Origin of the sequence: Rhodoplanes sp. SY1 (assembly GCF_046000175.1) — a bacterium.
Classification (GTDB): domain Bacteria; phylum Pseudomonadota; class Alphaproteobacteria; order Rhizobiales; family Xanthobacteraceae; genus Rhodoplanes.
On record NZ_JBEOMB010000061.1, the window covers coordinates 24,875 to 49,884 of the forward strand.

20 protein-coding genes and 1 tRNA gene are annotated in these 25,010 nt (G+C 70.7%); 7 read left to right on the forward strand and 14 right to left on the reverse strand.

The window, feature by feature from the left end:
* Nucleotides 1-17 precede the first annotated feature (17 nt).
* The gene (locus ABTU92_RS16910) at nt 18-740 is read right to left on the reverse strand and encodes an MgtC/SapB family protein (RefSeq protein WP_408092638.1); all 723 of its coding nucleotides are present in this window, start codon (nt 738-740) and stop codon (nt 18-20) included.
* A gap of 266 nt (nt 741-1,006) precedes the next feature.
* Nucleotides 1,007-2,884 (reverse strand): malto-oligosyltrehalose trehalohydrolase, encoded by a 1,878-nt coding sequence (gene treZ, locus ABTU92_RS16915; RefSeq protein WP_408092640.1) that lies wholly within the window; start codon nt 2,882-2,884, stop codon nt 1,007-1,009.
* A 341-nt stretch (nt 2,885-3,225) separates the two neighbouring features.
* Between treZ and ABTU92_RS16920 the strand changes: the two genes are divergently transcribed.
* The gene (locus ABTU92_RS16920) at nt 3,226-4,800 is read left to right on the forward strand and encodes a caspase domain-containing protein (RefSeq protein ID WP_408092642.1); all 1,575 of its coding nucleotides are present in this window, start codon (nt 3,226-3,228) and stop codon (nt 4,798-4,800) included.
* Nucleotides 4,801-4,852: 52 nt separating this feature from the next.
* On the opposite strand, the gene ABTU92_RS16925 is transcribed toward ABTU92_RS16920, so the two are convergent.
* The 4 genes from ABTU92_RS16925 to ABTU92_RS16940 form a co-directional block, all read right to left on the reverse strand.
* The gene (locus tag ABTU92_RS16925) at nt 4,853-5,005 is read right to left on the reverse strand and encodes a hypothetical protein (RefSeq protein ID WP_408092644.1); all 153 of its coding nucleotides are present in this window, start codon (nt 5,003-5,005) and stop codon (nt 4,853-4,855) included.
* 87 nt (nt 5,006-5,092) lie between these two features.
* Nucleotides 5,093-7,642 (reverse strand): CHAT domain-containing tetratricopeptide repeat protein, encoded by a 2,550-nt coding sequence (locus ABTU92_RS16930; RefSeq protein ID WP_408092646.1) that lies wholly within the window; start codon nt 7,640-7,642, stop codon nt 5,093-5,095.
* 375 nt (nt 7,643-8,017) lie between these two features.
* Nucleotides 8,018-8,091: transfer RNA gene (locus ABTU92_RS16935), tRNA-Thr, on the reverse strand.
* Nucleotides 8,092-8,292: 201 nt separating this feature from the next.
* Complete coding sequence (locus ABTU92_RS16940) at nt 8,293-8,700, reverse strand: globin family protein (protein WP_408092744.1); 408 nt, start codon at nt 8,698-8,700, stop codon at nt 8,293-8,295.
* Between the two features lie 255 nt (nt 8,701-8,955).
* Here ABTU92_RS16940 and ABTU92_RS16945 point away from each other — a divergent pair, with 255 nt between their 5' ends.
* Nucleotides 8,956-9,210, forward strand: coding sequence for a hypothetical protein (locus ABTU92_RS16945; protein ID WP_408092648.1), 255 nt, complete (start codon nt 8,956-8,958; stop codon nt 9,208-9,210).
* Between the two features lie 24 nt (nt 9,211-9,234).
* Here the strand turns inward: ABTU92_RS16945 and ABTU92_RS16950 are convergent, their stop codons facing one another.
* Nucleotides 9,235-10,461 (reverse strand): MFS transporter, encoded by a 1,227-nt coding sequence (locus ABTU92_RS16950; RefSeq protein ID WP_408092650.1) that lies wholly within the window; start codon nt 10,459-10,461, stop codon nt 9,235-9,237.
* Nucleotides 10,462-10,677: 216 nt separating this feature from the next.
* On the reverse strand, nt 10,678-13,026 hold the full coding sequence (locus tag ABTU92_RS16955) for a xanthine dehydrogenase family protein molybdopterin-binding subunit (protein WP_408092652.1): 2,349 nt from the start codon (nt 13,024-13,026) through the stop codon (nt 10,678-10,680).
* A gap of 283 nt (nt 13,027-13,309) precedes the next feature.
* On the opposite strand from ABTU92_RS16955, the gene ABTU92_RS16960 reads away from it, so the two are divergent.
* Together ABTU92_RS16960 and ABTU92_RS16965 are read left to right on the forward strand one after the other, a co-directional pair.
* Nucleotides 13,310-14,416 (forward strand): Ppx/GppA phosphatase family protein, encoded by a 1,107-nt coding sequence (locus ABTU92_RS16960; RefSeq protein ID WP_408092654.1) that lies wholly within the window; start codon nt 13,310-13,312, stop codon nt 14,414-14,416.
* Nucleotides 14,417-14,685: 269 nt separating this feature from the next.
* Nucleotides 14,686-15,375 carry an RlmE family RNA methyltransferase gene (locus tag ABTU92_RS16965; protein WP_408092656.1) on the forward strand — a complete coding sequence of 230 codons (690 nt, stop codon included), beginning with the start codon at nt 14,686-14,688 and terminating at the stop codon, nt 15,373-15,375.
* A gap of 135 nt (nt 15,376-15,510) precedes the next feature.
* On the opposite strand, the gene ABTU92_RS16970 is transcribed toward ABTU92_RS16965, so the two are convergent.
* The 4 genes from ABTU92_RS16970 to ABTU92_RS16985 all read right to left on the reverse strand — a co-directional run bounded on the left by ABTU92_RS16970 (nt 15,511) and on the right by ABTU92_RS16985 (nt 18,907).
* Nucleotides 15,511-16,362, reverse strand: a complete 852-nt coding sequence (locus ABTU92_RS16970; protein WP_408092658.1) for a hypothetical protein — start codon at nt 16,360-16,362, stop codon at nt 15,511-15,513.
* A gap of 427 nt (nt 16,363-16,789) precedes the next feature.
* A complete protein-coding gene (locus ABTU92_RS16975; RefSeq protein ID WP_408092660.1) occupies nt 16,790-16,933 on the reverse strand; it encodes a hypothetical protein in 144 nt (47 codons plus the stop codon).
* 64 nt (nt 16,934-16,997) lie between these two features.
* Entirely contained in the window at nt 16,998-17,675 is a 678-nt protein-coding gene (locus ABTU92_RS16980) for a formylglycine-generating enzyme family protein (protein ID WP_408092662.1), read from the reverse strand.
* 125 nt (nt 17,676-17,800) lie between these two features.
* A complete protein-coding gene (locus ABTU92_RS16985; RefSeq protein WP_408092664.1) occupies nt 17,801-18,907 on the reverse strand; it encodes an aldo/keto reductase in 1,107 nt (368 codons plus the stop codon).
* Nucleotides 18,908-19,087: 180 nt separating this feature from the next.
* On the opposite strand from ABTU92_RS16985, the gene ABTU92_RS16990 reads away from it, so the two are divergent.
* Complete coding sequence (locus tag ABTU92_RS16990) at nt 19,088-19,981, forward strand: helix-turn-helix domain-containing protein (RefSeq protein WP_408092666.1); 894 nt, start codon at nt 19,088-19,090, stop codon at nt 19,979-19,981.
* 101 nt (nt 19,982-20,082) lie between these two features.
* Here the strand turns inward: ABTU92_RS16990 and ABTU92_RS16995 are convergent, their stop codons facing one another.
* A complete protein-coding gene (locus ABTU92_RS16995) occupies nt 20,083-21,465 on the reverse strand; it encodes a DHA2 family efflux MFS transporter permease subunit (protein WP_408092746.1) in 1,383 nt (460 codons plus the stop codon).
* A 403-nt stretch (nt 21,466-21,868) separates the two neighbouring features.
* Between ABTU92_RS16995 and ABTU92_RS17000 the strand changes: the two genes are divergently transcribed.
* Nucleotides 21,869-22,129, forward strand: a complete 261-nt coding sequence (locus ABTU92_RS17000) for a hypothetical protein (protein ID WP_408092668.1) — start codon at nt 21,869-21,871, stop codon at nt 22,127-22,129.
* Nucleotides 22,130-22,210: 81 nt separating this feature from the next.
* On the opposite strand, the gene ABTU92_RS17005 is transcribed toward ABTU92_RS17000, so the two are convergent.
* A complete protein-coding gene (locus ABTU92_RS17005) occupies nt 22,211-23,182 on the reverse strand; it encodes a tetratricopeptide repeat protein (protein WP_408092670.1) in 972 nt (323 codons plus the stop codon).
* A gap of 269 nt (nt 23,183-23,451) precedes the next feature.
* Between ABTU92_RS17005 and guaB the strand changes: the two genes are divergently transcribed.
* Entirely contained in the window at nt 23,452-24,942 is a 1,491-nt protein-coding gene (gene guaB / locus ABTU92_RS17010; protein WP_408092672.1) for an IMP dehydrogenase, read from the forward strand.
* Nucleotides 24,943-25,010: the final 68 nt, after the last annotated feature.

The following is a 25,010-nucleotide window of genomic DNA, read 5'->3' on the forward strand; positions in this document are numbered from 1 at the left end:
GGCGGCGCGGGCGGCGCTCAGTCGGCGGTGCGCATCGTCCAGCCGGCGTGCTCGACGCCGGGCAGCCGCTCGACCCGGGCGACGATCTCGTCGAGCTCGGTGGAGCGCGCCGAGGAGCCGGCGAGCGTCACGGCGAGATCCAGCGTCTCCTCCGACTGCTCCTCGACCGCGGTGCCGCGCACCGCGTAGGACTTGGCGTCGAGCTGATCGAGCACGGCGGCGCGCACCACCGGCATCTCCTCCGCCGTGACGGTGACTCGCACCTCGTAGGTCGCCTCGGTGGTCGCCTCGTCGAGCGGCTGGCGGTTGATCAGATCGACCAGCGGCCGCAGCGCCGTGTTGGCCATCAGCACGAACACCGCGATGGTGACGGCCTCGCCGATCAGGTCGGCGCCGGCCGCGCCGCCCGTCGCGGCCGCGCCCCACAGGGTCGCGGCCGTGTTGAGGCCGCGGATGTTGAGGCCTTCCTTCATGATCACGCCGGCGCCGAGAAAGCCGACCCCGGACACCACGTAGGCCAGCACGTGCACGGCGGAGGCGTTGCCGTTCAGCCGCATGCCGATGTCGACGAAGGCGGCGGCCCCGACCGCCACCAGCACGGCGGTGCGCAGGCCGGCGTTGCGCTGCCGCCACTGCCGCTCGGCGCCGATCAGCGTGCCGAGCACGAAGGCGGTGCCCAGGCTCACCAGCGTGTTGACGAACTGGGGCAGGTCGAAGTTCGACAGCGCGGCGACGCTCATCCGAGCCTCCGGCCCGCTCGGGGCGCGCGTTGAAGCTCCGGCCGTTCTATCGCGACGTCGAGATTCGTAAAACGCAGGGGCGGTGCGGGGCCGCCGCCTCGTGTCCCGGGCGCGGCGCCACGCGCCGCGAACCGGGACCCAGGGGCGATCGGGCGAGGGCTTCACCGTGGCGGCCGACTTGCCGCCCGTCGTTACGCCCCTGGGCCCCGGCTCTGCGGCGCATCAGGCCTGCGGCCTTCAGCGCCTTGTCCGGGGCACGCGCAGGATCAGCCCTGCGCCGTCTCGTCGACCGCCCAGACGACCGTCCAGGCACCGAGCGCGTGGGCCGGGCTCGCGCCGCCGCGGGTGCGGATCTCGCCCTCGCACCACAGCGTCCGGCCCGGGATCGGGTCGAGGCGGTCGAGCGGCTCCGGCGACAGATTGGCGAGGAGACGCAGCCGCGCGCCGCGCAGATCCCATTCGACCGCCACCGCACCGGGGCCGAGCACCGCGTACCGGCCGGCGCCGGTTCCGGCGAGCCGCGGGACGATCTCGCGATGGCGGATGTGAAGGAGATCGCGATACAGCGCGTGCCAGCGCGCGTGGTGGTCGCGGTGCAGGGCGCTCCAGTCGAGCTTCGCCGCCTCGAACGTCGCCGGCAGGGTCGGGTCGGGGATGCGGTCGCGCTGCGCCGGGTCGTGGAACTCGGGGAAGCGGGCGAACTCGGCGCGGCGACCCTCGCGCACCGCGGTCGCGAGCGGCTCCTGAAAATCGCAGAAGAACGGGAACGGCTCGGCCGCGGCCCACTCCTCGCCCATGAACAGCATCGGCACCTGGGGCAGCAGCAGATAGACGGCCGTCACGGCGCGCACCGCGGCGGCGGGCGCGAAGGCGCCGATGCGGTCGCCGAAGGCGCGGTTGCCGACCTGGTCGTGGTTCTGGATGAACGCGACGAAGGCCGTCGTCGGCAGGTCGCGCGACGGCTCGCCGCGGGCCGAGCCGCGATAGGGCATCTCCTCGCCCTGGAACGCGAAGCCTTCGGCGAGCGCACGACCGAGCTTGTCGGTGTCGCCGCGATAGTCGGCGTAATAGCCGGTGCTCTCACCGCTCACCGCGCAGTGCAGAACGTGGTGGACGTCGTCGTTCCATTGCGCCGTGTAGAGGCGGGGCGCGCCGTCGGCGGCGCGGACCAGCAGATGCGCCTCGTTCTCCTCGTTCTCGAGGATCAGATGGACGTGCCGGTCCGGCGTCGCCGCATGCACGGCCGCCGCGATCTCGTGCAGGACGTGCTCGGCGCTGTCGTCGAGGATCGCGTGGACGGCGTCGAGGCGCAGCCCGTCGAGCCGCATCTCGTCGACCCAGTGGAGGACGTTCTCGATCACCAGCGCGCGCACCATCTCGGCGCCCTCGGCGTCGAAGTTCACGGCGGCGCCCCACGGCGTGTGGTGGCGCTCGGTGAAGATCGGCGCATAGGCGGCGAGGTAGTTTCCGTCCGGCCCGAAGTGATTGTAGACGACGTCGAGCAGCACCATCAGGCCGCGCCCATGGGCGGCGTCGACCAGCGCCTTGAGGTCGTCGGGACGCCCGTAGCTCGCATCCGGGGCGAACGGCAGGACGCCGTCGTAGCCCCAGTTCCGCCGGCCCGGGAAGTCGGCGATCGGCATCAGCTCGATCGCCGTGACGCCGAGGTCGACGAGGTGGTCGAGCTTCTCGATCGCGGCCCGGAACGTGCCCTCCGGCGTGAAGGTGCCGACATGCAGCTCGTAGACGACGGCCTCCTCCCACGGGCGGCCGCGCCAATCCGGCGTCGCCCAGGCATAGGCGTCGGGATCGATCACCTCGCTCGGCCCGTGGACGTCGTCGGGCTGGAAGCGCGAGCCGGGGTCCGGCACGGCCAGCCCGTCCGGCAGCACGAAGCGATAGCGGGTGCCCGGCCCGGCGTCGGCGACCACGGCCTCGTGCCAGCCGTCGCCGACCGGGGTCATGGCGACCCGCTGCTGCGACGCCGGCAGCTCGACCACGATGCGGGGATGCTTCGGCGCCCACAGGCGGAAGCAGGTGCCGTCCGGTCCCAGAACGGGTCCGAAGCGCGGCGCAGGTGTCGCGGACCGATCGGCGACGACGGTCGACGCAGAGGCTGACGGGGCGAGGGACGGAGCGGGCATGACACCTGTCTGATCGATGGGTTCGCGTGTGCAACACTCCGTTGCGCGTCATCGTTCCGTCAGTCGAACCGACGCTCCGATGCCGTCCGCAATGGTGACGAGGTACGGACCGTTCGGCGATCAGGCGACGTAGGCTCCGCAGGACGGTCGAGACAGTGTATCGCGGGAGCGGCACGATCGCACCCGGGGGGCGGTGGGGCGGAGGGCCGCGGGGCGGATTAGCACCGGCGGCCAGAACCACCGCACCGGCATCGGCGACAGACCAGACGGGCCGCGGCGCTGCGGTCGATCTCCCGGGATCGATCGCCGCGCGAGGCGGCGTGACAGTTCAGGATCTCGACATGCGCGTGCCCGCCGGTCTCGCTTCCATTCTCGTCGCCCTCGCTTCCTTCGTCGTCGCCACGCTGGCGGTCTCGGTCCCGGCGCAGGCGGCCCGCGTCGCCCTTGTGATCGGCAACAACGACTATCGCAATCTCGGTGCCGTCCAGCAGCTCGCCAAGGCCGTCAACGACGCGAACGCGGTCGGCGACGCACTGGAGAAGCTCGGCTTCACCGTGATGCGCGGCGAGAATCTCGATCGCAGCGGCATGGTCGACCGCATCTTCGCCTTCACCCAGGCGATCCGGCCGGGCGACACCGCCGCCTTCTTCTACGCCGGCCACGGGGTCGCGATCGGCGGCGCGAACTTCCTGCTGCCGGCCGATGTGCCCGAGATCGATCCGGGGCAGGAGACGCGGCTGCGCAACATGGCGATCGGCGAGGCCGACATCGTCGCCGACATCCAGGAGCGCAAGGCGAAGGTCACGCTGATGATCCTCGACGCCTGCCGTGACAACCCGTTCCGCAAGCCGGGCGTCACCCGCTCGGTCGGCGCGGCGCGCGGGCTCACCCGGGTCGCGGAGGCACAAGGCGTGTTCGCGATCTACAGCGCGGGATTCGGCCAGTCGGCGCTCGACGGGCTCGGCGGCGCCGACCGCTCGCCCAACTCGGTGTTCACCCGTGCCCTGGTGCCGGAGCTCGCCGCGCCCAGGAAGCACCTCGCCGACATGGTGATCGACGTGCGCCAGGAGGTCGCGGCGCTCGCCCGCTCGGTCGGCCACGAGCAGAGCCCGGCCTATTACGACCAGACCCAGGGTGGCCGCATCTATCTCGGCGCGCCGCCGGCGGCCGCCTCGGCGGACACCCCCGCCCCGAAGGCGAAGCCCGCCACGCCGGCCGGCACGCCCCCGCGACAGGACACTGCGTTCGTGATCGCCCCGCCCGTGCCGGCGACCCCGCCGGCCGACCGGCGCGGCTCGATCGGTCGCGTCTGGCACACCGAGGAGGGGACGGCCGGCTGGTGGGGCACCTGGACGCGGCGCGGCACCTCGGACACGTTCGACGCCATCAACTTCGATCCGACGCGGGCCTATTTCGACATCTCGGTCGCCGAGATGGCGATCACGGGCGACGACATCCACATCGTCCGGCGCGCCCCGCGGGTCGCTTGCATCTATCGCGGCCGCCTCGCCGCCGACGGGCTGTCGGCGTCCGGCACCTACGGCTGCAACAACATCAACCGTGCGTTCCCGTGGAGCGCGACGATCAGCAACGCCCTGCCGGAAGGGCCGCGCGACGACTGGCGCGGGCAGGTGTGGTCGATCGTCGAGGACGACGGCTGGCGCGCCACCGTCAAGCGGCGCGGGATGAGCGAGATCTTCGACGCGGTATGGCGCCACCCCGCCGGCGGCACCGACATGGCGGCGATGCTGATCCGGATCGACGGCGACGCGATGACGATCCTGCGCGACCAGGAGAAGGGCCGCTGCACCTACCGGGGCGCCCTGCGGCCCGACCGCCAATCGCTGTCGGGCACCTACCGCTGCGACTGGGCGCCGGGCCGCGATTTCCCGTGGCGCGCGACCATCGAGAACTGACGCCGCGACGCGGCGGCCGTGGGACGGAACGAGGGGCGGACGGACCCGCGGCTCAGCCCGGGTCCCGTCCCGCCGCCTTCCGGCGACGCATCTCGGCGAGCCGCTCCGCGTCGCGCCGGCGCCCCCAGATCATGTGATGCACGCAGGCGGCGACCACGGCGCCGTAGATCACCATCTCCATGATCGGCGGCACGGCGGTTTCCATGAGGGCCCCTCGTCGCGGCTGGCCGGCTGGCTTTCGCGAAGCTTGCACGACAGTCCGCCGGTGGTCAGCGAGCCCGGCTTCGGGAAGCTACCGGCTCCGTCCCTCGCCGATCAAGGCGAATGCTCCCCAATACGCCGGATAGGCGTTCTTGGGCGACGAATCGTCGTTCAGATAGGCCAGCATGGCGTGTCGCAGCGCCTCCGCCCGTCCGATCCCGGGCTCCGCCTTGAGCATGGCGAAGGTCGAGGTCGTGAGGCGGGTGGCGGCGGCCGAATCCACGGCCCAATGCGTCACCAGCAGGGCGCGCGCCCCGGCATAGAAGAAGGCCCGGGCGAGCCCCGACAGCGCCTCGGCGCCCGGCTTGTCGCCGGCGATCGTGTTGCAGGCCGAGAGCACCACCCAGTCGGCGTTGAGCTTCAGCTCGGCGACCTCGCTCGCCGTGAGCAGGCCGTCGTCGCGGGCCGTCGGCTGGGCCGGGATCGAGAGCGCCAGCGACGGCTCGGCGAGACCCTTCACGTCGCCGGCGACCAGGCCGTGGGTGGCGAAATAGACGACGCGGTAGTCGGCGAGGGTCAGCCGCTTCACCGTGGTCTCGCTGGCGTCGCTTCCGAGATGGACGTCGGACATCGGCGCCCCGAGATCCTTGGCGACGGCGGTCAGCTCGTCCGCCGTCTCCGGAAGCTGCGTCAGGGATTCGGCGAGCCGCGCCCGGTCGACGCCGGCGCCCTTCCAGAACTCCGTGTAGGCGACGCCCGTCACGCTCCGCATGGCGACGCGGTCGTCCCTGCGGTCGCCCGCGGGATCGAAGCGGGGATCGCCGAAGCCGGCCATCGGCTTGGCGGCGCGATCGTTCTGCGCGGCGCGGCGCAGCGCCTTCAGGCTGCCGAGCGACGGCAGCACCGACACGGCCTGCCGCTTCAGGAGCCAGTCTGCCGCGCGATAGCCCTCGAACCCCTCGGGCACGCCCGCCGGCGGCGCCGACGTCACCAGAAGATGGAACGGCAGCGCCGTGAGGGCGCCGGCCGGCGCGATCAGCAGGCTCGTCTTGCCCGCGACCAGCGGCTCGACGGGGCCGAGCAGCGCGGCATAGAGATCGGCGGCGAGCGCGAGATCGAACGGCTGGACCCGCTCGTCTGCGTCGCGCGGCCGGCCGAGGTCGAGCCCGCGGCGGAACGCCACGACCTTCTCGGTGACGGCGCCGGCGCCGAGCGGGATACGTTTCCAAGTGGCCGCGTCCCGCGTCAGGGCGACGACGAAGCTCTTCGTCTCGCCGACCGAGAACAGCACCAGCGCCTCGTCGCCCGACAGCAGCGCCTGCACGTCCCGGGCCGGGAGGGACGGGGGATCGGAGAGCGCGGCGTAGTCCGGGAACTCGATCGCCAGTGTCTTCTGCAGGGCGGCGCGCTCTCGCGTGACGACGGCGAGCCGGTCGCGGGTCTGCCGGGCGGCGCCGGGATCGCGTCCGGCCTGTTTCGACACCGCCGCGACGATCGCCTTGTCGAGCTGCACGGCCTCGGCGGCGAGATCCTGGTCCTTGCGCACCAGCGCGGCGAGGCGATCGGTTCCGGCGGCGAGCCGCGCCGCGAGCTTGTTCACGGCCGCCGCGGCGGAGGACCGCGTGCCGCGCTGGATCACGTCGAGCGCCTCGTCGAGCGCCTTTTCGCGTGGCAGCAGCCCGCGCTGCTCCGCCTCGAACAGCACCGGCAGCGCGACGCGGGGCTGGGCGCGCCCGCCGGCGATCAGCCGTTCCTCGAGCGGCAGCGCGTCGGCGATGCGGCCGGCGGCGAGATGGAGCGCCGCGAGATTGTTGATCGCGGTCGCGGTGTCCGGATGATCGGGGCCGACGGCCGCCTCGCGGATCGCGAGCGCGCGGGCGAACAGCGGCTCGGCGTCGTTGTAGCGGGCCTTTCGCTGATAGAGGTCGGCGAGATTGTTCAGCGAGCGCGCGACGTCGGGATGCGTCTTGCCGAGCACTTTTTCACGAATGGCGAGCGAGCGCCTGATCAGCGGTTCGGCCTCGTCGTAGCGCCCCTCGACCTTCACGACCTGGCCGAGATTGTTGAGCACGGTCGCGACCGCCGGGCTCTCGGGACCCGCCGCCTTCTCGTAGAGCGCCAGCGCCCGCCGGAACAGCGGCTCGGACTCGGAATGCCGCTCCTGCCGCTCGTAGTTGGTCGCGAGATTGTTGATGGCGCGGCCGAGGTCGGGATGATTGGGCGGCAGCTGCTTCTGCGACAGCGCGAGCACGCGGCGGAACAGCGGCTCGGCCTCGGCGTAGCGCTGCTGGCGCTGATAGAGCGCCGCGAGATTGTTGAGCATCGGCCCGATCTCGACGGAGTCGAGCGCACCGGTCTGCTCCATGATGGCGATGGCGCGATTGAGCAGCGGCTCGCCCTCGGCGTCGCGGCCGACGCGGCCGTAGAGCTCCGCGAGATTGTTCATGGCGCCGGCGAGGTCCTTCGACGGCCGGCCTTTCTCGAGGTCCGCCAGCATGGCCTCGGCGAGCGGGATCGCCTCCGAGTACTTGCCGGCGGCGCCGAGCGCGTTGATCCGGGCGCTGCGCGCGCCGAGCCCTTCCGCCGCGGATCGCTCGGGCAGGCCGATGCCGGCGGCCAGGGCCACACATGCGGCCAGCATCAGGCGACGGCCGGACGTTTTCGCGCCGCGGGCCGGCCGGCGCGGCTCGGGAGGCCTTGCGGGCGGCACCGGGGCGGCCCTTGCGGCACGGCCCGGGTTTGCGACCACAGGGTCGATGACGACGACAAGGTCGACGACAAGGTGCTGCGTCATGTTGGTCCCGACGATCGAAGGGTGACTCGCGGACCGCGCCGGCGACGTGACGGCGAAGACGGTGCGACGGTGCTCCCGCTTTCGTCTCGTTCGCGGCGAGGCAGGTTCACCCCGCACGCGCAACCGTCCGCCGCGGGAGATGGAGCCGAGCGGTGGCGCCTGTGGGAATGGTCCCGGCCGGCCGGACGGCGTGCCCGGTCAGGACCGGCGCCCGCGACGGCGTGGTGCCCCCACCCGGAATCGAACCAGGCTCTGCGGTTTACAAAACCGCTGCATCACCACAATGCTTTGGGGGCCGGCGGCAGGAATCCCGCGGGGATTTCTTCCGCGACCGGTGCTGCGTCCGCAATACCGCGACGTGAAGGGTCTTGTCGAGGGTGGTGCGGCCGCGGAGCCGAGTCGTCCGCGATGCCGGCGTGCCGGACGTGGGACCGCACGTCCTCGTGCTCCGTCCCGGCGCCGGTGACCGCCGCAAGTGAGGCCGGCGGTCCGTCCGGTCAGGCGTAGGCGCTGGTGATCATGTGGCCCGTGACGGCGCCGTAGGCCTTCGTCCAGGCGGCGGCGATCTCGGGTGTCCACTGCGGCCCGAGGCACTGCGCCATGCTCCACAGCAGCGCCTCGCCCACCACCGGGTAATGATCCGGCGCGACGCCGTACTCCACGTGCTGGCGGGCCAGCGTCTCGGCCGCCGGCATCAGCACGGCGGCATTCTCCAGGCTGCCGACGATCACGGCGAGCGTGCCGAGGAACTTCTGCTTCTGCTCGGCGAGGTCGCCGCGGAACAGCGGACGCACCTCAGGGGCTGTCTCGAACAGTCGGGCATAGAAGAGGTCGGAAAGGCGCTGCGACTCCGACCACACCCGGTCGAAGGAGTGGCGCACACGCTCGATGTCGACGGGGGACAACCGGTCCATGGGCAGCTCGCAGGATCAGGGGCGCCGCCACGCCGATCGGGATGGCTTGCTCCTATGGGGGATACCGTAACGTTATATGCCGCACAATGCCACCACCATGGTGCGCTGCGGTCGCAACCAGCGATCGATTGACGGACTTGTTATAGTATTACAAGATTGGACGAAATCGATCGGTCCACCGGACCGCTCGGGCGCGGAGAGGGGCCACCCCGCGCCGACCCCCTTCTCCAGATGCAGAAGATTTCGATGAACGTCTTTGACGACGACAGGACTGCCCCGTCCGGCCCGCCGCGGTTCGGCGATGCGCAAGCGCTCGTCGGCGACGCGATCGCCGACGCGCAGAGCGACGGGATCACGATCGAGACCGTCGTCTCGGTCCTGCTGTGCGAGGCGCTGTCCCGGATGGTGTCGGTCGGCGGCCAGCGCTGGGCGGCCGACATGCTGGAGCGCATCGCCGTCGATCTGCGCAGCGGCCGCGTGCCGGGCGAGCCGCTGCAGTGAGGCGGGCGCCATCGGCGCCGCGTCTCACCCGGCGGCGACCGGCTTCCGTCCGCCCAGGACGGTGAGGATCGACAGCAGGCAGGCGCCGGCGACCACCAGGAACACGCCGCCCGGCCGGCCGTGGTCCATCAGGAGCCCGAACAGCAGCGGCCCGAGCACGCCGGCGAGGTTGAACCCGGTCGTCACGAAGCCGAACACCTTGCCGAAGGCGCCCGGCGGCGTCACGGCGCGGACGATCATGTCGCGGGCCGGCATGGTCATGCCGCCGGCGAGGCCGGCGAGGCCGAGCAGCAGCACGGCCGCGACGGTCCCGACCGTGCCGATCCCCAGCGCCACCGTGCAGGCGGCGACCACCAGCATGCCGGCGATGGTGAGCCCGGCCGGGCTGATCCGGCCGACCGGCAGGCCGCCGAGCAGGACTCCGATCGCCGAGGCGAGCAGATAGGCGGTCAGCGCCAGGCTGGCGGCGGCGAGCGGCAATCCATGTGCGGCCACCAGGGCGACCGCCGAATAGGTCTGCAGCCCGAGCTGGAACACGGCGAACAGCGCGAAGAACACGAAGTTCAGCAGGATCACGGGCGAGGTGAGCAGCCGCACCGAGCCGCTCGCCTCGGCGGCGGTGCCCCGGGCGGCGGTCGGGCGCGGCGTCACCGGCAGGATGGAGCGGCCGGCGAGCGCGAGCCAGGCGGCGAGCGCGAGGCCGGGCAGGGCGGAGGCCACGAAGGCGCCGCGCCAGCCGATCTGGCTGTCGAGAAACAGCATCAGGGGCGGGGCGACGGCGCCGCCCATCATGCCGGCGAAGGTGTGGATCGAGTAGGCGCGGCCGATCCGCTCCGGCGCGATGCGCTCGGACAGCGCCGCGTAGTCGGCCGGGTGATAGACGGCGTTGGCGAGGCCGCCGAGCCCGAACAGCACGACGAAGAGCCAGAACGAGGAGACGAGCCCGGCGCCGGCGAGCGCGAGCCCGCCGAGCGCGAGGCCGGCGACCAGCACGCGCCGCGCCCCGATGCGGTCGGCGAGCACGCCGGCCGGCGTCTGGCCGGCCGCGCAGGCGACGTTGAAGACGACCAGCGCGAGGCCGAGCTCGGTGTAGGAGACCGCGAAGCTCGCCCGCACCATCTCGAACACGGGGGGCAGCGCGAGGATATAGTAGTGCGAGACGAAGTGCGCCGCGCTCACCGCCATGACGACGCGCATGTCGGCCGCCCGCCCGTCGGCGGCGGCATCGAGCGGCGGGCGGCTCTCGGTCATCGCGGGGCCTCCGAAGGCGGTCCTTGTTACCTCTCCCCGCGTGCGGGGAGAGGTCGACATTGGCGCATCCAGCGCGGATGTCGGGCGAGGGGGCGTCTCCGCGAGTCCGTGCTCTACGGAAGCCCTCATCCGACTCGCCTCCTCGAGGCGAGCCACCTTCTCCCCGCGTGCGGGGAGAAGGAAGAGAGCGCGTCGTCAGCGACACCCCGGGTCACGTCACCCCGCCGCGCCGGCGCCGTGCATCAGCCGCCACAGCTTTTCGGACGTCAGCGGCATGTCGACGTGGCGGACGCCGTGCTCGGCGAGCGCGTCGATCGCCGCGTTCATCACGGCGACGAGCCCGCCGGCGCAGCCGGCCTCGCCGCAGCCCTTGACCCCGAGCGGGTTCGTCGTTGCCGGTACGCCGTGATAGCCGGTGTCGATCGGCGGCACGTCGCTGGCATGGGGAAGGGCGTAGTCGGTCAACGAGCCGGTGATCAGCTGGCCGTCGGCGTCGTAGACGACGCGCTCGAACAGCGCCTGGCCGATCCCCTGGACGACGCCGCCATGGATCTGGCCGTCGACGATCAGCGGGTTGATCACCGTGCCGAAGTCGTTGATCGAGAGATAGCGCACGACCTCGGGCACGCCGGTGTCGATGTCGATCTCCACCTCGGCGACATGGCAGCCGTTCGGGAAGGTCGACGGCGCCCCCGGGCTAACCAGCGCGACGTCGAGCTTTTGCGGAACACCCTCAGGGAGTTCGACGCCGTCGTTGAGACGCTGCGCGATCTCCAGGAGGCCGACGCCCATGTCGGTGCCGGCGACCGTGAAGCGGCCGCCATAGAACTCGATGTCGGCGACGCCGGCCTCCAGCAGCGCCGCCGCGATGGCGCGGCCCTGCTCGATCACCCGGCCGCAGGCCTCGACCGCCGCCGTGCCGCTCGCCGCCGAGGAGCGCGAGCCGCCGGTGCCGCCGCCGGCGATCAGCGCGTCGCTGTCGCCCTGGCGCAGCCGGATGCGCTCGAACGGGATGCCGAGCTTCTCGGCGATCACCTGGGCGAAGGGCGCGGCATGGCCCTGGCCGTAGTCGAGCGTGCCGGTCGTGAACGTCACGGTGCCGTCGGCCTCGAAGCCGAGGCCGCCCATCTCCGGGCTCGCCGGTGCCGTCACCTCGAGATAGCTGCCGATCCCGAAGCCGCGCAGTTTTCCGCGGTCCCGGCTCGCCTGCTTGCGGGCCTCGAACCCGGCGACATCGCCGGCGGCGAGCGCCCGCTCGAAGATCGCCGGGAAGTCACCCGAGTCGTAGGTCAGCGCCGAGGCGGCCGCGTAGGGGATCTCCTCCGGCTGGATGTGGTTGCGCCTGCGCAGCGTCAGCCGGTCGATGCCGGTCTGCAGGGCGGCGGCGTCGATCAGCCGCTCCATGATGTAGTTGCCTTCCGGGCGGCCGGCGCCCCGATAGGCACCGATCGGCGTCGTGTTGGTGAACACGCACAGGGTGCGCACCTCGATGAGCGGCGTGCGGTAGACGCTGGCGACGTTCTTGAGCGCGTTGACGGTCGGCGGCATCGGCGCGACGAGGCCGAGATAGGCGCCCATGTCGGCGTGGCCGGTGAGACGCAGCGCCAGGAACCGCCCCTCGCCGTCGAGCGCCAACTCGGCGGTGCGCTCCTGGTCGCGGCCGTGGGTGTCGGACAGGAAGCTCGCGCTGCGGTCCTCGGTCCACTTCACCGGCCGGCCGAGCGCCCGGGCGGCGTGCAGCACGCAGGCATATTCCGGGAACGCCGCCGCCTTCATGCCGAACGAGCCGCCGACATGGCCGGTGAGGATGTGAACCTTGTCGACCGGCACCTGCATCAGGTCGGCGATCTGGCCGCGCATGCCGAAGGCGCCCTGGCAGCCGAGATGCAGGGTGAAGCGGCCGCTCGCCGGGTCGAAGTCGGCGACCGCGGCGCGCGGCTCGAGCGGCACCACGACGACGCGGCTGACCGTGAGGTCGAGCCGCACCACATGGGTGGCGGTCGCGAAGGCTGCCGCGACCTCCTCGCTGTCGCCGGTGCGCCAGTCGAGCGCGATGTTGCGCGGCGCTTCCGCGTAGAGCTGCGGCGCGTCTTCCGCGATCGCCGCCGCCGTGGTGGTGACGGCCGGCAGCGGCTCGATGTCGAGCGCCACGGCCTCGGCGGCGTCGCGGGCCTGCGCGAGCGTCTCGGCGATCACCACGGCCACCGGATCGCCGACGAAGCGCACCCGGTCGGTCGCGAGCGGCGGGCGCGGCGGCTTCGCCAAGGGCGTGCCGTCGTGGCTCTTCAGCGGCGTGACGCATTTCAACGTGCCGCAGCCGGCGAGATCCGCGGCCGTGTAGACGGCCAGCACGCCCGGCATTTTTCGCGCGGCGTCCGTGTCTATCTCGCGGATGTTGCCGTGTGGATGCGGGCTGCGCACCATCACGGCATAGGCCTGGCCGGGGAGCGCGATGTCGTCGGTGTAGCGGCCCTGGCCGCGCACCAGGACCGGATCCTCGGTGCGCGGGACGGGCTGGCCGACCGCGAAGCGGGCGTCGGACCAATGGGGCAGCGAGTCGGGCATGGGCTTGCGCGACCCTGCGAGACGGGCGTCGGGAGAGGTCATCGGTGTCCAGGAGCCGGGGGCATGGGATGCGGCAGACTTAGACCATCCGGGCGCCCTGGACAAACCGCGACAAAGGAGTGTCTCGCAGTTCATTGCTTCGCCAAAAATCGCAACGCAGCAAATGCGTCGTCACACTGTGGCAATTGCGTCGACCGGAAGGCCTGTTACACTTCGAGTCGACGAAACAACACATCGTGATGACGCTCGGCGCCTGTGACGGCGGCCGGCGCGAAGGCGATTGATGGATCAAGAGGCCCCCACCACCGGCCTCCTCGGACCGCCGCGGTCGGGGAGGGAGGGGGCGCCCGAGCGCCCCGAACCGGGCTGGCCGACTGCGGCCGGCACGGCGCCGACGCCTCGGCCGGCCCCCGGGACATGGCCGACCTATGCGGCGCTCGACCTCGGCACCAACAACTGTCGGTTGCTGGTGGCGCGGCCGACCGGCTCGGCGTTCCGGGTGGTCGACGCCTTCTCGCGCATCATCAGGCTCGGCGAGGGCGTCTCGCTCACCGGGCGGATCGGCGACGCCGCGATCGCGCGCGCCGTCGACGCGCTCGCGGTGTGCCGCGACAAGATGCGGGCTCGCGGCGTCACCCGCGCCCGGCTGATCGCCACCGAGGCGTGCCGGGCGGCCAAGAACGGCGCCGAGTTCCAGGCCCGCATCAGCGAGCTGGTCGGGCTCGATTTGGAGATCGTCGACCAGCGCACCGAGGCCGAGCTGGCCGCCACCGGCTGCACGCCGCTGATGGACCCGGACGCGCGCGGCGCCATCCTGTTCGACATCGGCGGCGGCTCCTCGGAGCTGGTCCGGCTCGGGCGCTCCGAGCCGGCCGGGCGTGGCCCGCCCAAGCCGGTGATCCAGGGCTGGGTGTCGCTGCCGATCGGCGTCGTCACGCTGGCCGAGCGGTTCGGCGGCGTCACGGTCGACCGCGCGACCTTCGACGCCATGGTGGCCGACGTGTCGGTCGCGCTCGTGAGCTTCGCCAAGGCGCATGCGCGCGACCTCGGCGGCATGCATCTGCTCGGCACGTCGGGCACGGTGACGACCATCGCGGGCGTGCATCTCGATCTGCCGCGCTACGACCGCCGCCGGGTCGACGGCTGCTGGCTGCGCGGCCACGAGATCGCCGCCGTGATCGACCGGCTGATGACCATGAGCTACCGCCAGCGCGTGGCGAACCCCTGCATCGGCGCCGAGCGGGCCGACCTGGTGCTGGCCGGCTGCGCCATCCTGGAGGCGATCCGCCGCGCCTTCCCGTGCCCCCGCCTGCGCGTCGCCGACCGCGGCCTGCGCGAGGGCATTCTCGTGAAGATGATGCGGGCCGACGGGGTGTGGGCGCAGGGGTGATTGCGCTTTGCGCACGCCCGGACGCGACGTATGAAGCGGCTCCCGGTTCCTCGGCCGTGTGCCCCGGACAAGACGCATCGGGTCGAAGACCTGATGCGTCGCAGAGCCGGGGCCCAGGGGCGGCTCGGCAAGGGGCCTCGGACCGCCTCGTCCAACCGCCCTGGGTCCCGGGTCACGGCGCGGAGCGCCGCGCCCGGGACACGAGGTTCTTTCCGGCGCAGGCGTTTCGGACGTCAGGCGCGCGCCATCGACGTCGAGATCAACGCCCCATGACCACCAACGACCGCAACCGGCCCCTGAAAGTCCAGGTCAAGAAGAAGAAGAGCCGCACGCTCGCGCAAAAGCTCTGGCTCGATCGCCAGCTCAACGACCCCTATGTGGCGCGGGCGAAGCGCGAGGGTTTTCGCTCGCGCGCCGCCTACAAGCTGATCGAGCTCGACGACCGCTTCAAGCTGTTCCGGCCGGGCGGCCGCGTCGTCGACCTCGGGGCGGCGCCGGGCGGCTGGAGCCAGGTGGCGGCCAAGCGCGTCGGCGCCGAGAGCGGCAAGGGCCGGGTGGTCGGCATCGACATCCTCGACATGCCGCCGATCGTCGGCGTCGACCTCCTGCATCTCGACTTCCTGGCCGACACCGCGCCCGCCAAGCTGAAGGCCCTGCTCGGCGGCCCGGCCGACGTGGTGCTCTCCGACATGGCCGCCAACGCCACCGGCCATCGCCAGACCGACCACTTGAAAATCATGGCGCTGGCCGAGGCCGCCGCCCTGTTCGCCCGCGAAGTCCTGAGCCCCGGCGGCTCCTTCCTCTGCAAGGTCCTTCGCGGGGGCACGGAGGGTGATCTCCTGGCCGACCTCAAGCGCGACTTCGCCAAGGTCAAGCACGTAAAACCCGCCGCCAGCCGAGCCGACTCGGCCGAGCTCTACGTGCTGGCGATGGGGTTCCGGCAGGTTTCCGACGAGTAGGGTGGGCAAAGGCGCGCCGAAGGCGCGCCGTGCCCACGCGGTCGGAGCCGGCGAGGGTGGACGGCGTGGGCACGCCGCTGCGCGGCTTTGCCAACCTCCGCCTGCTGTTACTGGAGCGTCGTGTTATTTGATTGTTCAGATTGGCGGTAAAACACGATAGTAAATGTCGAGTAAGTCATCTATGCCGCCGTGTAAACGATGCCAAGTTTCCTTCGATCTTAGTTGGAACCTGACAATCATTTGGATTCCGACATGTTTAGGCTCGATCGCGATGGTTGCAACTTTTCCGCTGCCGCGGTCGTCATTGAATGAAATCCATTCTATGGTAAAATCAGAAAAGCTCTCGTCTACCTCGACCTCAATTATAAGCCGGTCTCCGATGTAAACATCTCCTTTGCCGCCGGTCCGGCAATCGATGAAGTGACCATGTTCATTTTCGATATCCAAACTAAAATCGTTTCCTTTGTTGTCGATTAGACGGATGAATCTTGGAACGTTAAATATCTGCTCCATCTTGCGTTCCCGAAAATGTGCCTTTAGTGAATCGATGACATCGTTTGAATAGCAAGTACACTGCTCAAGGCAGCGCTGGCTACAGATTCCGCCGTGGGCGAGTTGGTCGCGGTGCGACTTTAACCGCGATAGATAAGTGCGAGCTTCGGCTGATCCGTTGGGAAAGGCGGCGCTGAGGGCTTGCCGAAAATACTCCGGAAATAGGCGTGGATGCAGCACGATGTCGATAGCATCATTGAAGGTTATTGCGTCCAGTGGCCGTTTGAAGCGGCTCGGCTCAGCCGTCTGCCTTTTTGTAGCGTGATCCCGAATTCTCGCCGGAATTATGGTTTGCTGATCGGCGGAGTACGCCGCATTCCAATAATCCTGCCCAAACGCCTTTGTTAGTTCGTGGTTTATGGTTCGGCGAAGCCAAATCTCCACCGCATCCAAGTGCAGCCGAGCCAACTCACGCCGTTCTTGCTCATTATGCATGGACGCTTCCACGGGGAACTGCTCAACCCTCGGCGAGCCTCGAAACGATTTCGTTTCAGGAGTGCCTGAGCAAGCGTAGCCCGGATCGTCGGAGGGCGGAATAGGGGAGCGTATTCCGCCGGCTCGGCATCGCGGCCGGCGCAGAGTTTCGGCGCAATACGCTTCGCTATTGCGCCCTACGGTCTCCCCGGCGTCGCACAATCGTATTGACTCACCCCCTCATGGTGAGGAGCGGCCACCCGGGTCCGCGCTACGCGCGGCCCGAGTGTAAACTCCGGCCGCGTCTCGAACCATGTGGCCCCCGACGCGGAGGCCGCCCCCGCCCTTCGAGACGGCTGCTTCGCAGCCTCCTCAGGACGAGGGCGGCGAGACGCTGTGCGCGAAAGGACGAGGGCGGAGAGAGGCCGCGCGCGATCGCGTGCCGGCCTCACTTGCCCCGCGCCATCTCGGCCCCGGCGTCCTTCGGCATCAGCGCGAACAGGAGCGTCGCCGAGGCGGAGAGGAGGGCGATGGTCACGAAGGCCGGCGGGAAGGTCGCGGCGGACAGCGCCGCGTCGCCGCGCAGCGCCATCGCGGTCTCCGGATGGCGCCGAACAGCCTCGCCGCCGTGCTCCGACGATCCAGACGACGCCCGCTCAACTGCGCCCATCGTAGGCGCAGCGGAAGCCGACATACACGGCGTAGAAGCTCGCGGCCTTCCATTGTGCGGCCTCGGCGCGCGCCTGCGCGGGGCCATACCACCAGGACCCCCCGGCGGTCAGCGCCTCGTCGCCGCGGCGGTCGGCGATCCATTCCCAGACATTGGCCCCCATGTCGTACAGGCCGTTGACGCCGCTCTTGGTGCTGCCGACCGTCAGATGGCCGCGGCGGTTGGTGTTCATGCCGTCTGGTTCGTCGCCGACGGGGTAGGGGTAGGTGCGTCCCTTGACGAATCCGTCGGCCGGCTGGTCGCGCTGCTCGGTGTAGGCGGCGGAGCGCCATTCCGCCATCGTCGGAAGCCGCCCGCCGACATGGGCGCAGTAGCGCGCGGCCTCGTGCCAGCTCACGTGGACCGCCGGCTCCTCGTCGCTCCCCGGTTGGCCTTGGGGCCGCGCGTAGGTCCAGCCGGTCCGTCGCGTCCAGCCGCCGGCGAACTCGAAGCCGCCGCCCTCCCGTTCGGCCGCCGTTCTCAGGCCGGTGGCGTCGGCAAAGGCGCGGAACTGCCGGATCGTCACCTCGGTGCGGTCGAGCGCGAAGGATCCGATGCGGACGCGGCCCGAAGCCTGCGCCAGCCCGTCCGACGGGATCGCGGCGCAAGCGACAAAGAGCGACACGCAAATCACTGACGGGCCGGGCGATTGTCTGATCATGGCGAGCCGTTATCGTGACGGGTCGAAGGGAGCGGGGCGGCGCGCGTCGCGGCAGACGGCGCACGCGCCGCCCCGGCGGTTTTGGTTGCTCAGGCCGAGCGCTGGCGCAGACGGGCCTGCTCCCGACGAATGACACCCTGATATTGTGCCTGCTTGTCCGGATACCAAGGCAGAGAGGCGAGGGTGTCGAAGCCCGGGATCGTCTCCATGTGACGCACCATGCGCTGGCGCATCGCCTGGTCGGGCAGCGGACCGCGCAAGGCCGCCACGTTCTCGGCGGCATGCGCCGGGTTGGAGGTCGCCGTCAGCACCGTGGTGACGGCGGGGTTGCCCATCACCCACTTGATGAAGAACTCGGCCCAGGTGGTCGCGCCGAACTCCTTCGCGAAATCGGGCAGCGGCCTGGTGCCGACGACCTTGTGCAGGCGCCCCTTCTCGAGCGGCATGTTGACGAAGACGCCGACCCCCTTGTCGGCGGCGGCCCGCAGCAGCCGCTCTTCCGCGCCGCGATTGAAGATCGAGTAGTTGACCTGCACGAAGTCGAGCTGGTCGCGCTCCACCAGCGCCGCGAGGATGGGGTGATAGGGGTTCTCGTGGTGCGAGGCCCCGACATGGCCCAGCCGGCCCTCCTTCTTCCAGGCGCGCAGGATCGGCAGGGCGACATCGACGTTGACGAGGCTGTGGCAGAACATCAGATCGATCTTGCTGCGCCACAGGCGCAGCAGCGACTGCTCGAAGCTCCTGAGCGCGTGGCTCTCGTCGGCCAGGAAGTCGCCGGTCGACCAGATCTTGTTGCTGATGAACAGCTTGTCGGACACGCCCATGGCGCTGAGGAAGGCGCCGGTGGAGACCTCGCCCGTGCCGTAGAGGGGTGACGTGTCCACCACGCCGACATTGGCGTCGACATAAGTCCGCGTGACGTCGCGCAAGTGCCGGCGGTCGGCGCCGGGCAGGAGATCGAAGGTCAGGAAGGTGCCGAGGCCGAGGGCCGTGAGGGTGACGTCGGCCTTGCCGGCCTTGCGGGTGATGACGGGGCGGAGATCGGCCGGACCGGCCGAGGGGGCGGGCTGCGCCTGCGCGACCTGAACTCCCGCCAGCGATGCGCCTGACGCGGCGGCGGCCCCCGCCGCGCCGGCCGCGGCGATGAAGGTTCGGCGATCCGTGGCCTGGCCCAGGCCGGAGGGGTTCGGGCTCATGACGTTCTCCATCGTCCACGGTTGACGTGCGCGATGGAGGATCGCCGGCCGGCCCGATGCTGTCGCCTCGGATCCTGCCACGGCTGACCGGATGCGGACAAAAAATCGAGCGCTTCCTTGAGTTCGGCGGGCGTCCGCCGATAGGATGGACGAGCAAGTCGGCATCGAAAACACCCGGTCATGGCCTCCGTCACGGTCGTCGCTGTGCCCCTCGGAAGGCTGTCGTCGCGTCCCGACAGTTGGCGGCGCACGTCTTGGGCGACCGGGGTCTTTGAAACCGCTCATCGGCCTCACACGCCGCATGTGGCGGGCGAAATCGTTTCCGGCCGTCATTTGATCATGGCGACGTTGCAGGGCGGCGCCCGGCGGCATGTCTTCACCACCGCCGATGGCTTCAGGCACGAAGGCCCCGACCTGACGGGTTCGGTCTCGTTCCTGCCGGCGGGGTGCGCGCGCCGGCTCGAGCTGCACGACGTGAAATGGCGCTGGGCTGCGATCGCGCTCGACGCCTCCAGCGAGGACGTCGGCGCGTCGCTCGCCCGGGTTCCGTCCATGTCGCTGAAGCAGGAGCCCTTCGTCTTCGGGCTCCTTCGGGAGATGGAGCGGCTGGACGCTCTGGCCGGCGGCATCGAGCCGATCTACGCGGAAACGATGGCGGCGGCTTTGACGCGCTACCTGGTCAATCGCTTCGACGCTCGGCGGAGGGTCGACGAGGGGGGCGCCCTCCCTCCGTTCAAGCTGCGCCGCGTCAAGGACTTCGTCGCGAGCCACCTGGACCAGCGGCTTTCGCTGGCCGAGCTGGCCGCGCTCTGCGGTCTCTCCGAACGGCATTTCCATCGCTCGTTCAAGGCGACGACCGGCGAGACGCCGTTGCGGTACGTGGTCCGGCAACGGGTCGAGCGGGCGATGCTGCTTCTGGCCGGATCGGAGGCTTCGATCGCCGCGGTGGCGTTCGCGGTCGGCTTCGCCAATCCCACCCATTTCGCCCGCGCCTTCAAAGACGCCACCGGCATGACGCCGTCGGCTTACCGCAACGGCGCGGCCGTCGTCGTCGATCAGCCCATCGACGGCTGAACTGCCGACGCGGATCGCAATGGGCCGAGGATCCGCGGCTCGGTGGCGCGCGAACGGCATGGGCACGTCCATGGCGCGCCCACCCTCCGAGTTCCAAAAACTCACTTCCGCTGCGCCATCTCGGCGCCCGCGTCCTTCGGCATCAGCGCGAACAGGAGCGTCGCCGAGGCGGAGAGGAGGGCGATGGTCATGAAGGCCGGCGGGAAGGTCGCGGCGGACAGCGCCGCGTCGCCGCGCAGCGCCATCGCGGTCTCCAGCGCCAGCGCGCCCACCGTCACGCCGGCCGAGACCGAGAGCTGCTGCGACACGCTGGTGAGCGAGGTCGCGCGGCTCATCCGGCGCGGCTCCACCTCGGCGAACGCGATGGTGTTGACGCTGGTGAACTGGAGCGAGCGGAACAGGCCGCCGACCAGCAGCACGGCGATCATGATCCACACCGGCGTCGCGGGCGTGAACAGCGCCGGCGCTCCGATCGTGACGGCGGCGAGCAGCGCATTCACCGTCATGGTGGCGCGGAAGCCGAAGCGGCGGAGGATTCGCGGGACCAGCGTCTTCATCACCATGGCGCCGATCGCGGTGGCGAACGTCACCAGGCCGGATTCGAACGGCGTCATGTGGAAGCCGATCTGCAGCATCAGCGGCATCAGGAAGGGCAGGGCGCCGGCCCCCATGCGGAACAGGAAGCCGCCGGCGACGCCGGCCCGGAAGGTCGGCAGCGCGAACAGCGTCAAGTCCATCACCGGGTTGGCGACGCGGCGCGAATAGACCACATAGGCCGCGGTCGCTACGGCGCCGAGCCCGAGCAGCGTCGCCGCCACCCAGGTCGGCACGAATTCGACGGTGCTCACCGTCGCGCCGAAGGCGAGCCCGCCGATGCCGAGCGCGACCAGCGCCATGCCGGCGGTGTCGAACGGCTCCGGCACGTCGCTCTTCACATTGTCGACGAAGGCCGTCACCAGCGCGAAGCCGATCACGCCGATCGGCACGTTGATGATGAAGATCCAGTGCCAGCTCGCGAACGTGGTGATGAAGCCGCCGAGCGGCGGGCCGAGCAGTGGGCCGATCAGGGCCGGCAGGGTGACGAGCGCCATGGCGTCGACGAGCCGGCTCTTGTCGACGCTGCGCACCAGCACCAGCCGGCCGACCGGGCTCATCATGGCGCCGCCCATGCCCTGGAGGAAGCGCGCCAGCACGAAATGCCACAGCGCCCCCGAGATCGCGCACAGGATCGATCCGACGACGAACACCACGATGGCGCTGCGGAAGATGGTGCGGGCCCCGAACCGGTCTGCCATCCAGCCGCTCATCGGGATGAAGATCGCGAGCGCCAGCAGGTACGACGTGATGGCGAGCTTCAGCTCGATCGGCGAGGTGCCGATGTCGGCCGCGATCGCCGGAAGGGCCGTCGCGATCACGGTCGAGTCCATGTTCTCCATGAACAGGGCGACCGCGACGATGAACGGGACGATGCGCTCGCGGGGCAGGGGCATGCGGGGGACACCGGGCCGGACACGAAAGGGTCCCGGCTATGCGCCCGGACGCGCCGGCCGGCAAGGGGGCGTGTCGCGAAGCGTCGTGCCATGGAGCCGACCTCCCTCCGTCCTCACCCTGAGGAGGCCGCGAAGCGGCCGTCTCGAAGGGCGAGGACGGCCGCTGCGTCGGGGGCCCCATGGTTCGAGACGCGGACCTCCGGTCCGCTCCTCGCCATGAGGGGGATAGTGGTTCACCGAGAGGGGAAAGCGGTCCGGTGGCGCTGCGCTGCGAGGTGACCGGACACCGCCCGGATCGCCCTGCCGCACCCCGGATTGCGCGCGTCGCGCGAGTCCCTACATGACGGATGACGGCGCCTTCGCGCGCCTCACCCCGTGCCCCCGGAGCGATGCGGCGATGATCTACGTCCTGGCGGTCTTCCTGCCTCCCCTCGGCCTCTTGGTGAACGGCCAGCCGTTCGCCGCGATCTTCAATCTCGTGCTGCTGGCGATCTCCGTCGTCCTCACGCTGCTGACGATCTTCACGTTTCCGATCATCATGCTGGTGCCCTCCGCGCACGCCGTGATCAGCGTCTACATGACGCGCGAGAACCGCAAGCACCGCGAGATCGTCGAGGCGATCGAGCGCCACGGCCCGCCGCCCGGCTGGCGGCGGTGAGGGCGGCGCTGTCGTCGCGTTGTGGATCGCAGGGCGTGCCCGTCGGCGGGGGCGTCGCGTCGCCAGGGCTTGGCGTCGTCGTCAGGGTTTGGCGCCGAGGCTCTTCAGCCCGTCGAGCGCCTGCGGCAGGCCGGGGCTGAGTGCCAGGGCTTTGCGGAAGTCGGCGATCGCGCCCTTGCGGTCGCCGACCGCCATGCGGGCGCGGGCCCGGTTGTTGTAGGAGTAGACGTCGGCCGGATCGAGCGCGATCGCCCGGTCGTAGTCGGGCAGCGCCTTCCTGTCCTCGTAGCGCAAGAGATGGATCAGCCCGCGATTGCGCCAGCCGCGCGCGTCGTCCGGCAACAGCTCGATCACCTTCCCGTAGTCCGCGATGGCCCGCTCGTAGTCCTGCATGCCGCGATGCACGTTGCCGCGCACCAGATAGGACATGGCGCGATCCGGCGCGAGCGTGATCGCCCTGTCGAGATCGGCGAGCGCGCGGACGTGATCGCGCTTCCTCAGATACGCGCCGGCGCGGTTGTCGTAGGCGAGGACGAGGTCCGGGGCGAGCGCCACGGCGCGATCGAAATCGGCGATGGCGCGGTCGATCTCGCCCTTCTTCAGGAAGGCGTCGCCGCGGTTGTTGTAGGCGACGGCGAAGTCCGGGTCGCGGCGCAGCGCCTCGTCGTAGGCCGCGATCGCGGCGTCGAGGTCGCCCTGGAAGGCGAGCGCCCGGCCGCGGTTGCTGTACGAGCAGGCGAAGGCCGGGTCGATGCGGATCGCCGCGTCGACGTCGGCGAGCGCGGCGTCGAGGTCGCGCCGCTCGATGCGGACATGGGCGCGGTTGCAGTGGGCGACGGCGAGGTCGCGGCCCGCCTCGCCGCCGGCGTCGATCACCCGGCTGCAGGCGGCGAACCGCGCGTCGAGCGAGGTCCGCGCATCGAAGCAGGAGCGTGCGTCCGGGACGCCGGCCGTCTCGGTCGCGGCCGCGGGCGTCGCCCCCGCCGCCATCAGAACGGCGAGCGACAGCACGGGTCCGGCCATCCGGCCGAGCGTGGATCGGAGCGTGGGCATGGGTGTATCTCTCTACCGACGGGCTGCCGGTTGGTAGCCCTCCGCGCCGGCTCGGTTCACGGCGGCTTCGGGCCGGTGGCCGCTCGGCCTGGTCCCGCCGATCGCCCCGGCCCGCCCGGCGCGCCACGGCGCTACCGCCTTCCCATTGTCGCAGGCGCGTGCTAACCACCCTCGCCAACTCCGTACAGGGGCGTTCGAGTCTTCCCGGTCGACGACGACCGGGCCGGATTCGCTTTCTCCGAGACCCCTGCGGCGACCAGGAGCTTGGCATGGCCGTTCTGTCCGACGCCCCCCCGCGCGAGGCCCTCACCTTCGACGACGTGCTGCTGCAGCCCGGCCTGTCCGACGTGCTGCCCTCGCAGGCCGACGTGCGCACCTTCCTGACCCGCGAAATCCCGCTCAACATCCCGATCATCGCCTCCGCCATGGACACGGTGACGGAGTCCGCCATGGCGATCGCCATGGCCCAGGCCGGCGGCATCGGCGTCATCCACCGCAATTTCGAGCCCGAGGCGCAGGCCGCCCAGGTGCGGCAGGTGAAGAAGTTCGAGAGCGGCATGGTGGTGAACCCGCTCACCATCGGGCCGGACGCGCCGCTCGCCGAGGCGCTGCGGATGATGGCAGAGAACCGAATCTCGGGCATCCCGGTGGTCACCACCGACGCCGGCATCGAGGGCCGGCTGGTCGGCATCCTCACCAATCGCGACGTGCGCTTCGCCCATGATCCGGACCAGAAGGTCTCCGAGCTGATGACCAAGGAGCGCCTGGTCACGGTGCGCGAGGGTGTCAGCCAGCAGGAGGCGAAGCGCCTCCTGCATCAGTTCCGCATCGAGAAGCTGCTGGTCGTCGACGACCAGTATCGCTGCGTCGGCCTGATCACCGTGAAGGACATCGAGAAGGCGGTCGCGAATCCCAACGCCTGCAAGGACGCGCAGGGGCGCCTGCGGGTCGCGGCGGCGACCACGGTCGGCGATTCGGGCTATGCCCGCACCGAGCACCTGATCGGGGCCGGCGTCGACCTCATCGTCGTCGACACGGCGCACGGTCACTCGCGCCACGTGCTCGAGCAGGTCACCCGCATCAAGAAGTTGTCCAACGCCGTGCAGGTGGCGGCCGGCAACATCGCCACGGCCGACGGCGCCAAGGCGCTGATCGACGCCGGCGCCGACGCCGTGAAGGTCGGCATCGGCCCCGGCTCGATCTGCACCACCCGCGTGGTGGCGGGCGTCGGCGTGCCGCAGCTCACCGCCATCATGGACGCCGTCAGGGTCGCCCGCGACGCCAAGGTGGCGGTGATCGCCGACGGCGGCATCAAGTATTCGGGCGATCTCGCCAAGGCGCTCGCCGCCGGCGCCGACTGCGCCATGATCGGCTCGCTGCTCGCCGGCACCGACGAGACGCCCGGCGAGGTGTTCCTCTATCAGGGCCGCTCCTACAAGACCTACCGGGGCATGGGCTCGGTCGGCGCCATGGCGCGCGGCTCGGCCGACCGCTACTTCCAGCAGGACATCAAGGACTCGCTCAAGCTGGTGCCGGAGGGCGTCGAGGGCCAGGTGCCCTACAAGGGACCGGCCGGCGCCGTGCTCCACCAGCTCACCGGCGGCCTGCGCGCCGCCATGGGCTATGTCGGCGCGCGGACGCTCGCCGAGCTGCACGAGAAGGCGCAGTTCGTGCGCATCTCGGGCGCCGGGCTGCGCGAGAGCCACGTCCACGACGTGACCATCACGCGCGAGAGCCCGAACTACCCGACGCGGGTGTGACGGGGGACGGGTCCAGGTCCGGGAGACTCCGCGCGACCGACCGCCGCGCGGACATCGTCATCGAACTG

What these genes read in the sequence shown, in the direction of transcription:
- ABTU92_RS16910 (WP_408092638.1), bottom strand. Translation starts at nt 740, where the DNA reads ATGAGCGTCGCCGCGCTGTCGAACTTCGACCTGCCCCAGTTCGTCAAC.
- ABTU92_RS16965 (WP_408092656.1), top strand. Translation starts at nt 14,686, where the DNA reads ATGACCACCAACGACCGCAACCGGCCCCTGAAAGTCCAGGTCAAGAAG.
- guaB (WP_408092672.1), top strand. Translation starts at nt 23,452, where the DNA reads ATGGCCGTTCTGTCCGACGCCCCCCCGCGCGAGGCCCTCACCTTCGAC.
- ABTU92_RS17000 (WP_408092668.1), top strand. Translation starts at nt 21,869, where the DNA reads ATGATCTACGTCCTGGCGGTCTTCCTGCCTCCCCTCGGCCTCTTGGTG.
- ABTU92_RS16920 (WP_408092642.1), top strand. Translation starts at nt 3,226, where the DNA reads ATGCGCGTGCCCGCCGGTCTCGCTTCCATTCTCGTCGCCCTCGCTTCC.
- ABTU92_RS16960 (WP_408092654.1), top strand. Translation starts at nt 13,310, where the DNA reads ATGGATCAAGAGGCCCCCACCACCGGCCTCCTCGGACCGCCGCGGTCG.
- ABTU92_RS16990 (WP_408092666.1), top strand. Translation starts at nt 19,088, where the DNA reads ATGGCCTCCGTCACGGTCGTCGCTGTGCCCCTCGGAAGGCTGTCGTCG.
- ABTU92_RS16985 (WP_408092664.1), bottom strand. Translation starts at nt 18,907, where the DNA reads ATGAGCCCGAACCCCTCCGGCCTGGGCCAGGCCACGGATCGCCGAACC.
- ABTU92_RS16950 (WP_408092650.1), bottom strand. Translation starts at nt 10,461, where the DNA reads ATGACCGAGAGCCGCCCGCCGCTCGATGCCGCCGCCGACGGGCGGGCG.
- ABTU92_RS16945 (WP_408092648.1), top strand. Translation starts at nt 8,956, where the DNA reads ATGAACGTCTTTGACGACGACAGGACTGCCCCGTCCGGCCCGCCGCGG.
- ABTU92_RS16975 (WP_408092660.1), bottom strand. Translation starts at nt 16,933, where the DNA reads ATGGCGCTGCGCGGCGACGCGGCGCTGTCCGCCGCGACCTTCCCGCCG.
- ABTU92_RS16955 (WP_408092652.1), bottom strand. Translation starts at nt 13,026, where the DNA reads ATGCCCGACTCGCTGCCCCATTGGTCCGACGCCCGCTTCGCGGTCGGC.
- ABTU92_RS16930 (WP_408092646.1), bottom strand. Translation starts at nt 7,642, where the DNA reads ATGCTGGCCGCATGTGTGGCCCTGGCCGCCGGCATCGGCCTGCCCGAG.
- ABTU92_RS16925 (WP_408092644.1), bottom strand. Translation starts at nt 5,005, where the DNA reads ATGGAAACCGCCGTGCCGCCGATCATGGAGATGGTGATCTACGGCGCC.
- treZ (WP_408092640.1), bottom strand. Translation starts at nt 2,884, where the DNA reads ATGCCCGCTCCGTCCCTCGCCCCGTCAGCCTCTGCGTCGACCGTCGTC.
- ABTU92_RS16970 (WP_408092658.1), bottom strand. Translation starts at nt 16,362, where the DNA reads ATGCATAATGAGCAAGAACGGCGTGAGTTGGCTCGGCTGCACTTGGAT.
- ABTU92_RS17005 (WP_408092670.1), bottom strand. Translation starts at nt 23,182, where the DNA reads ATGCCCACGCTCCGATCCACGCTCGGCCGGATGGCCGGACCCGTGCTG.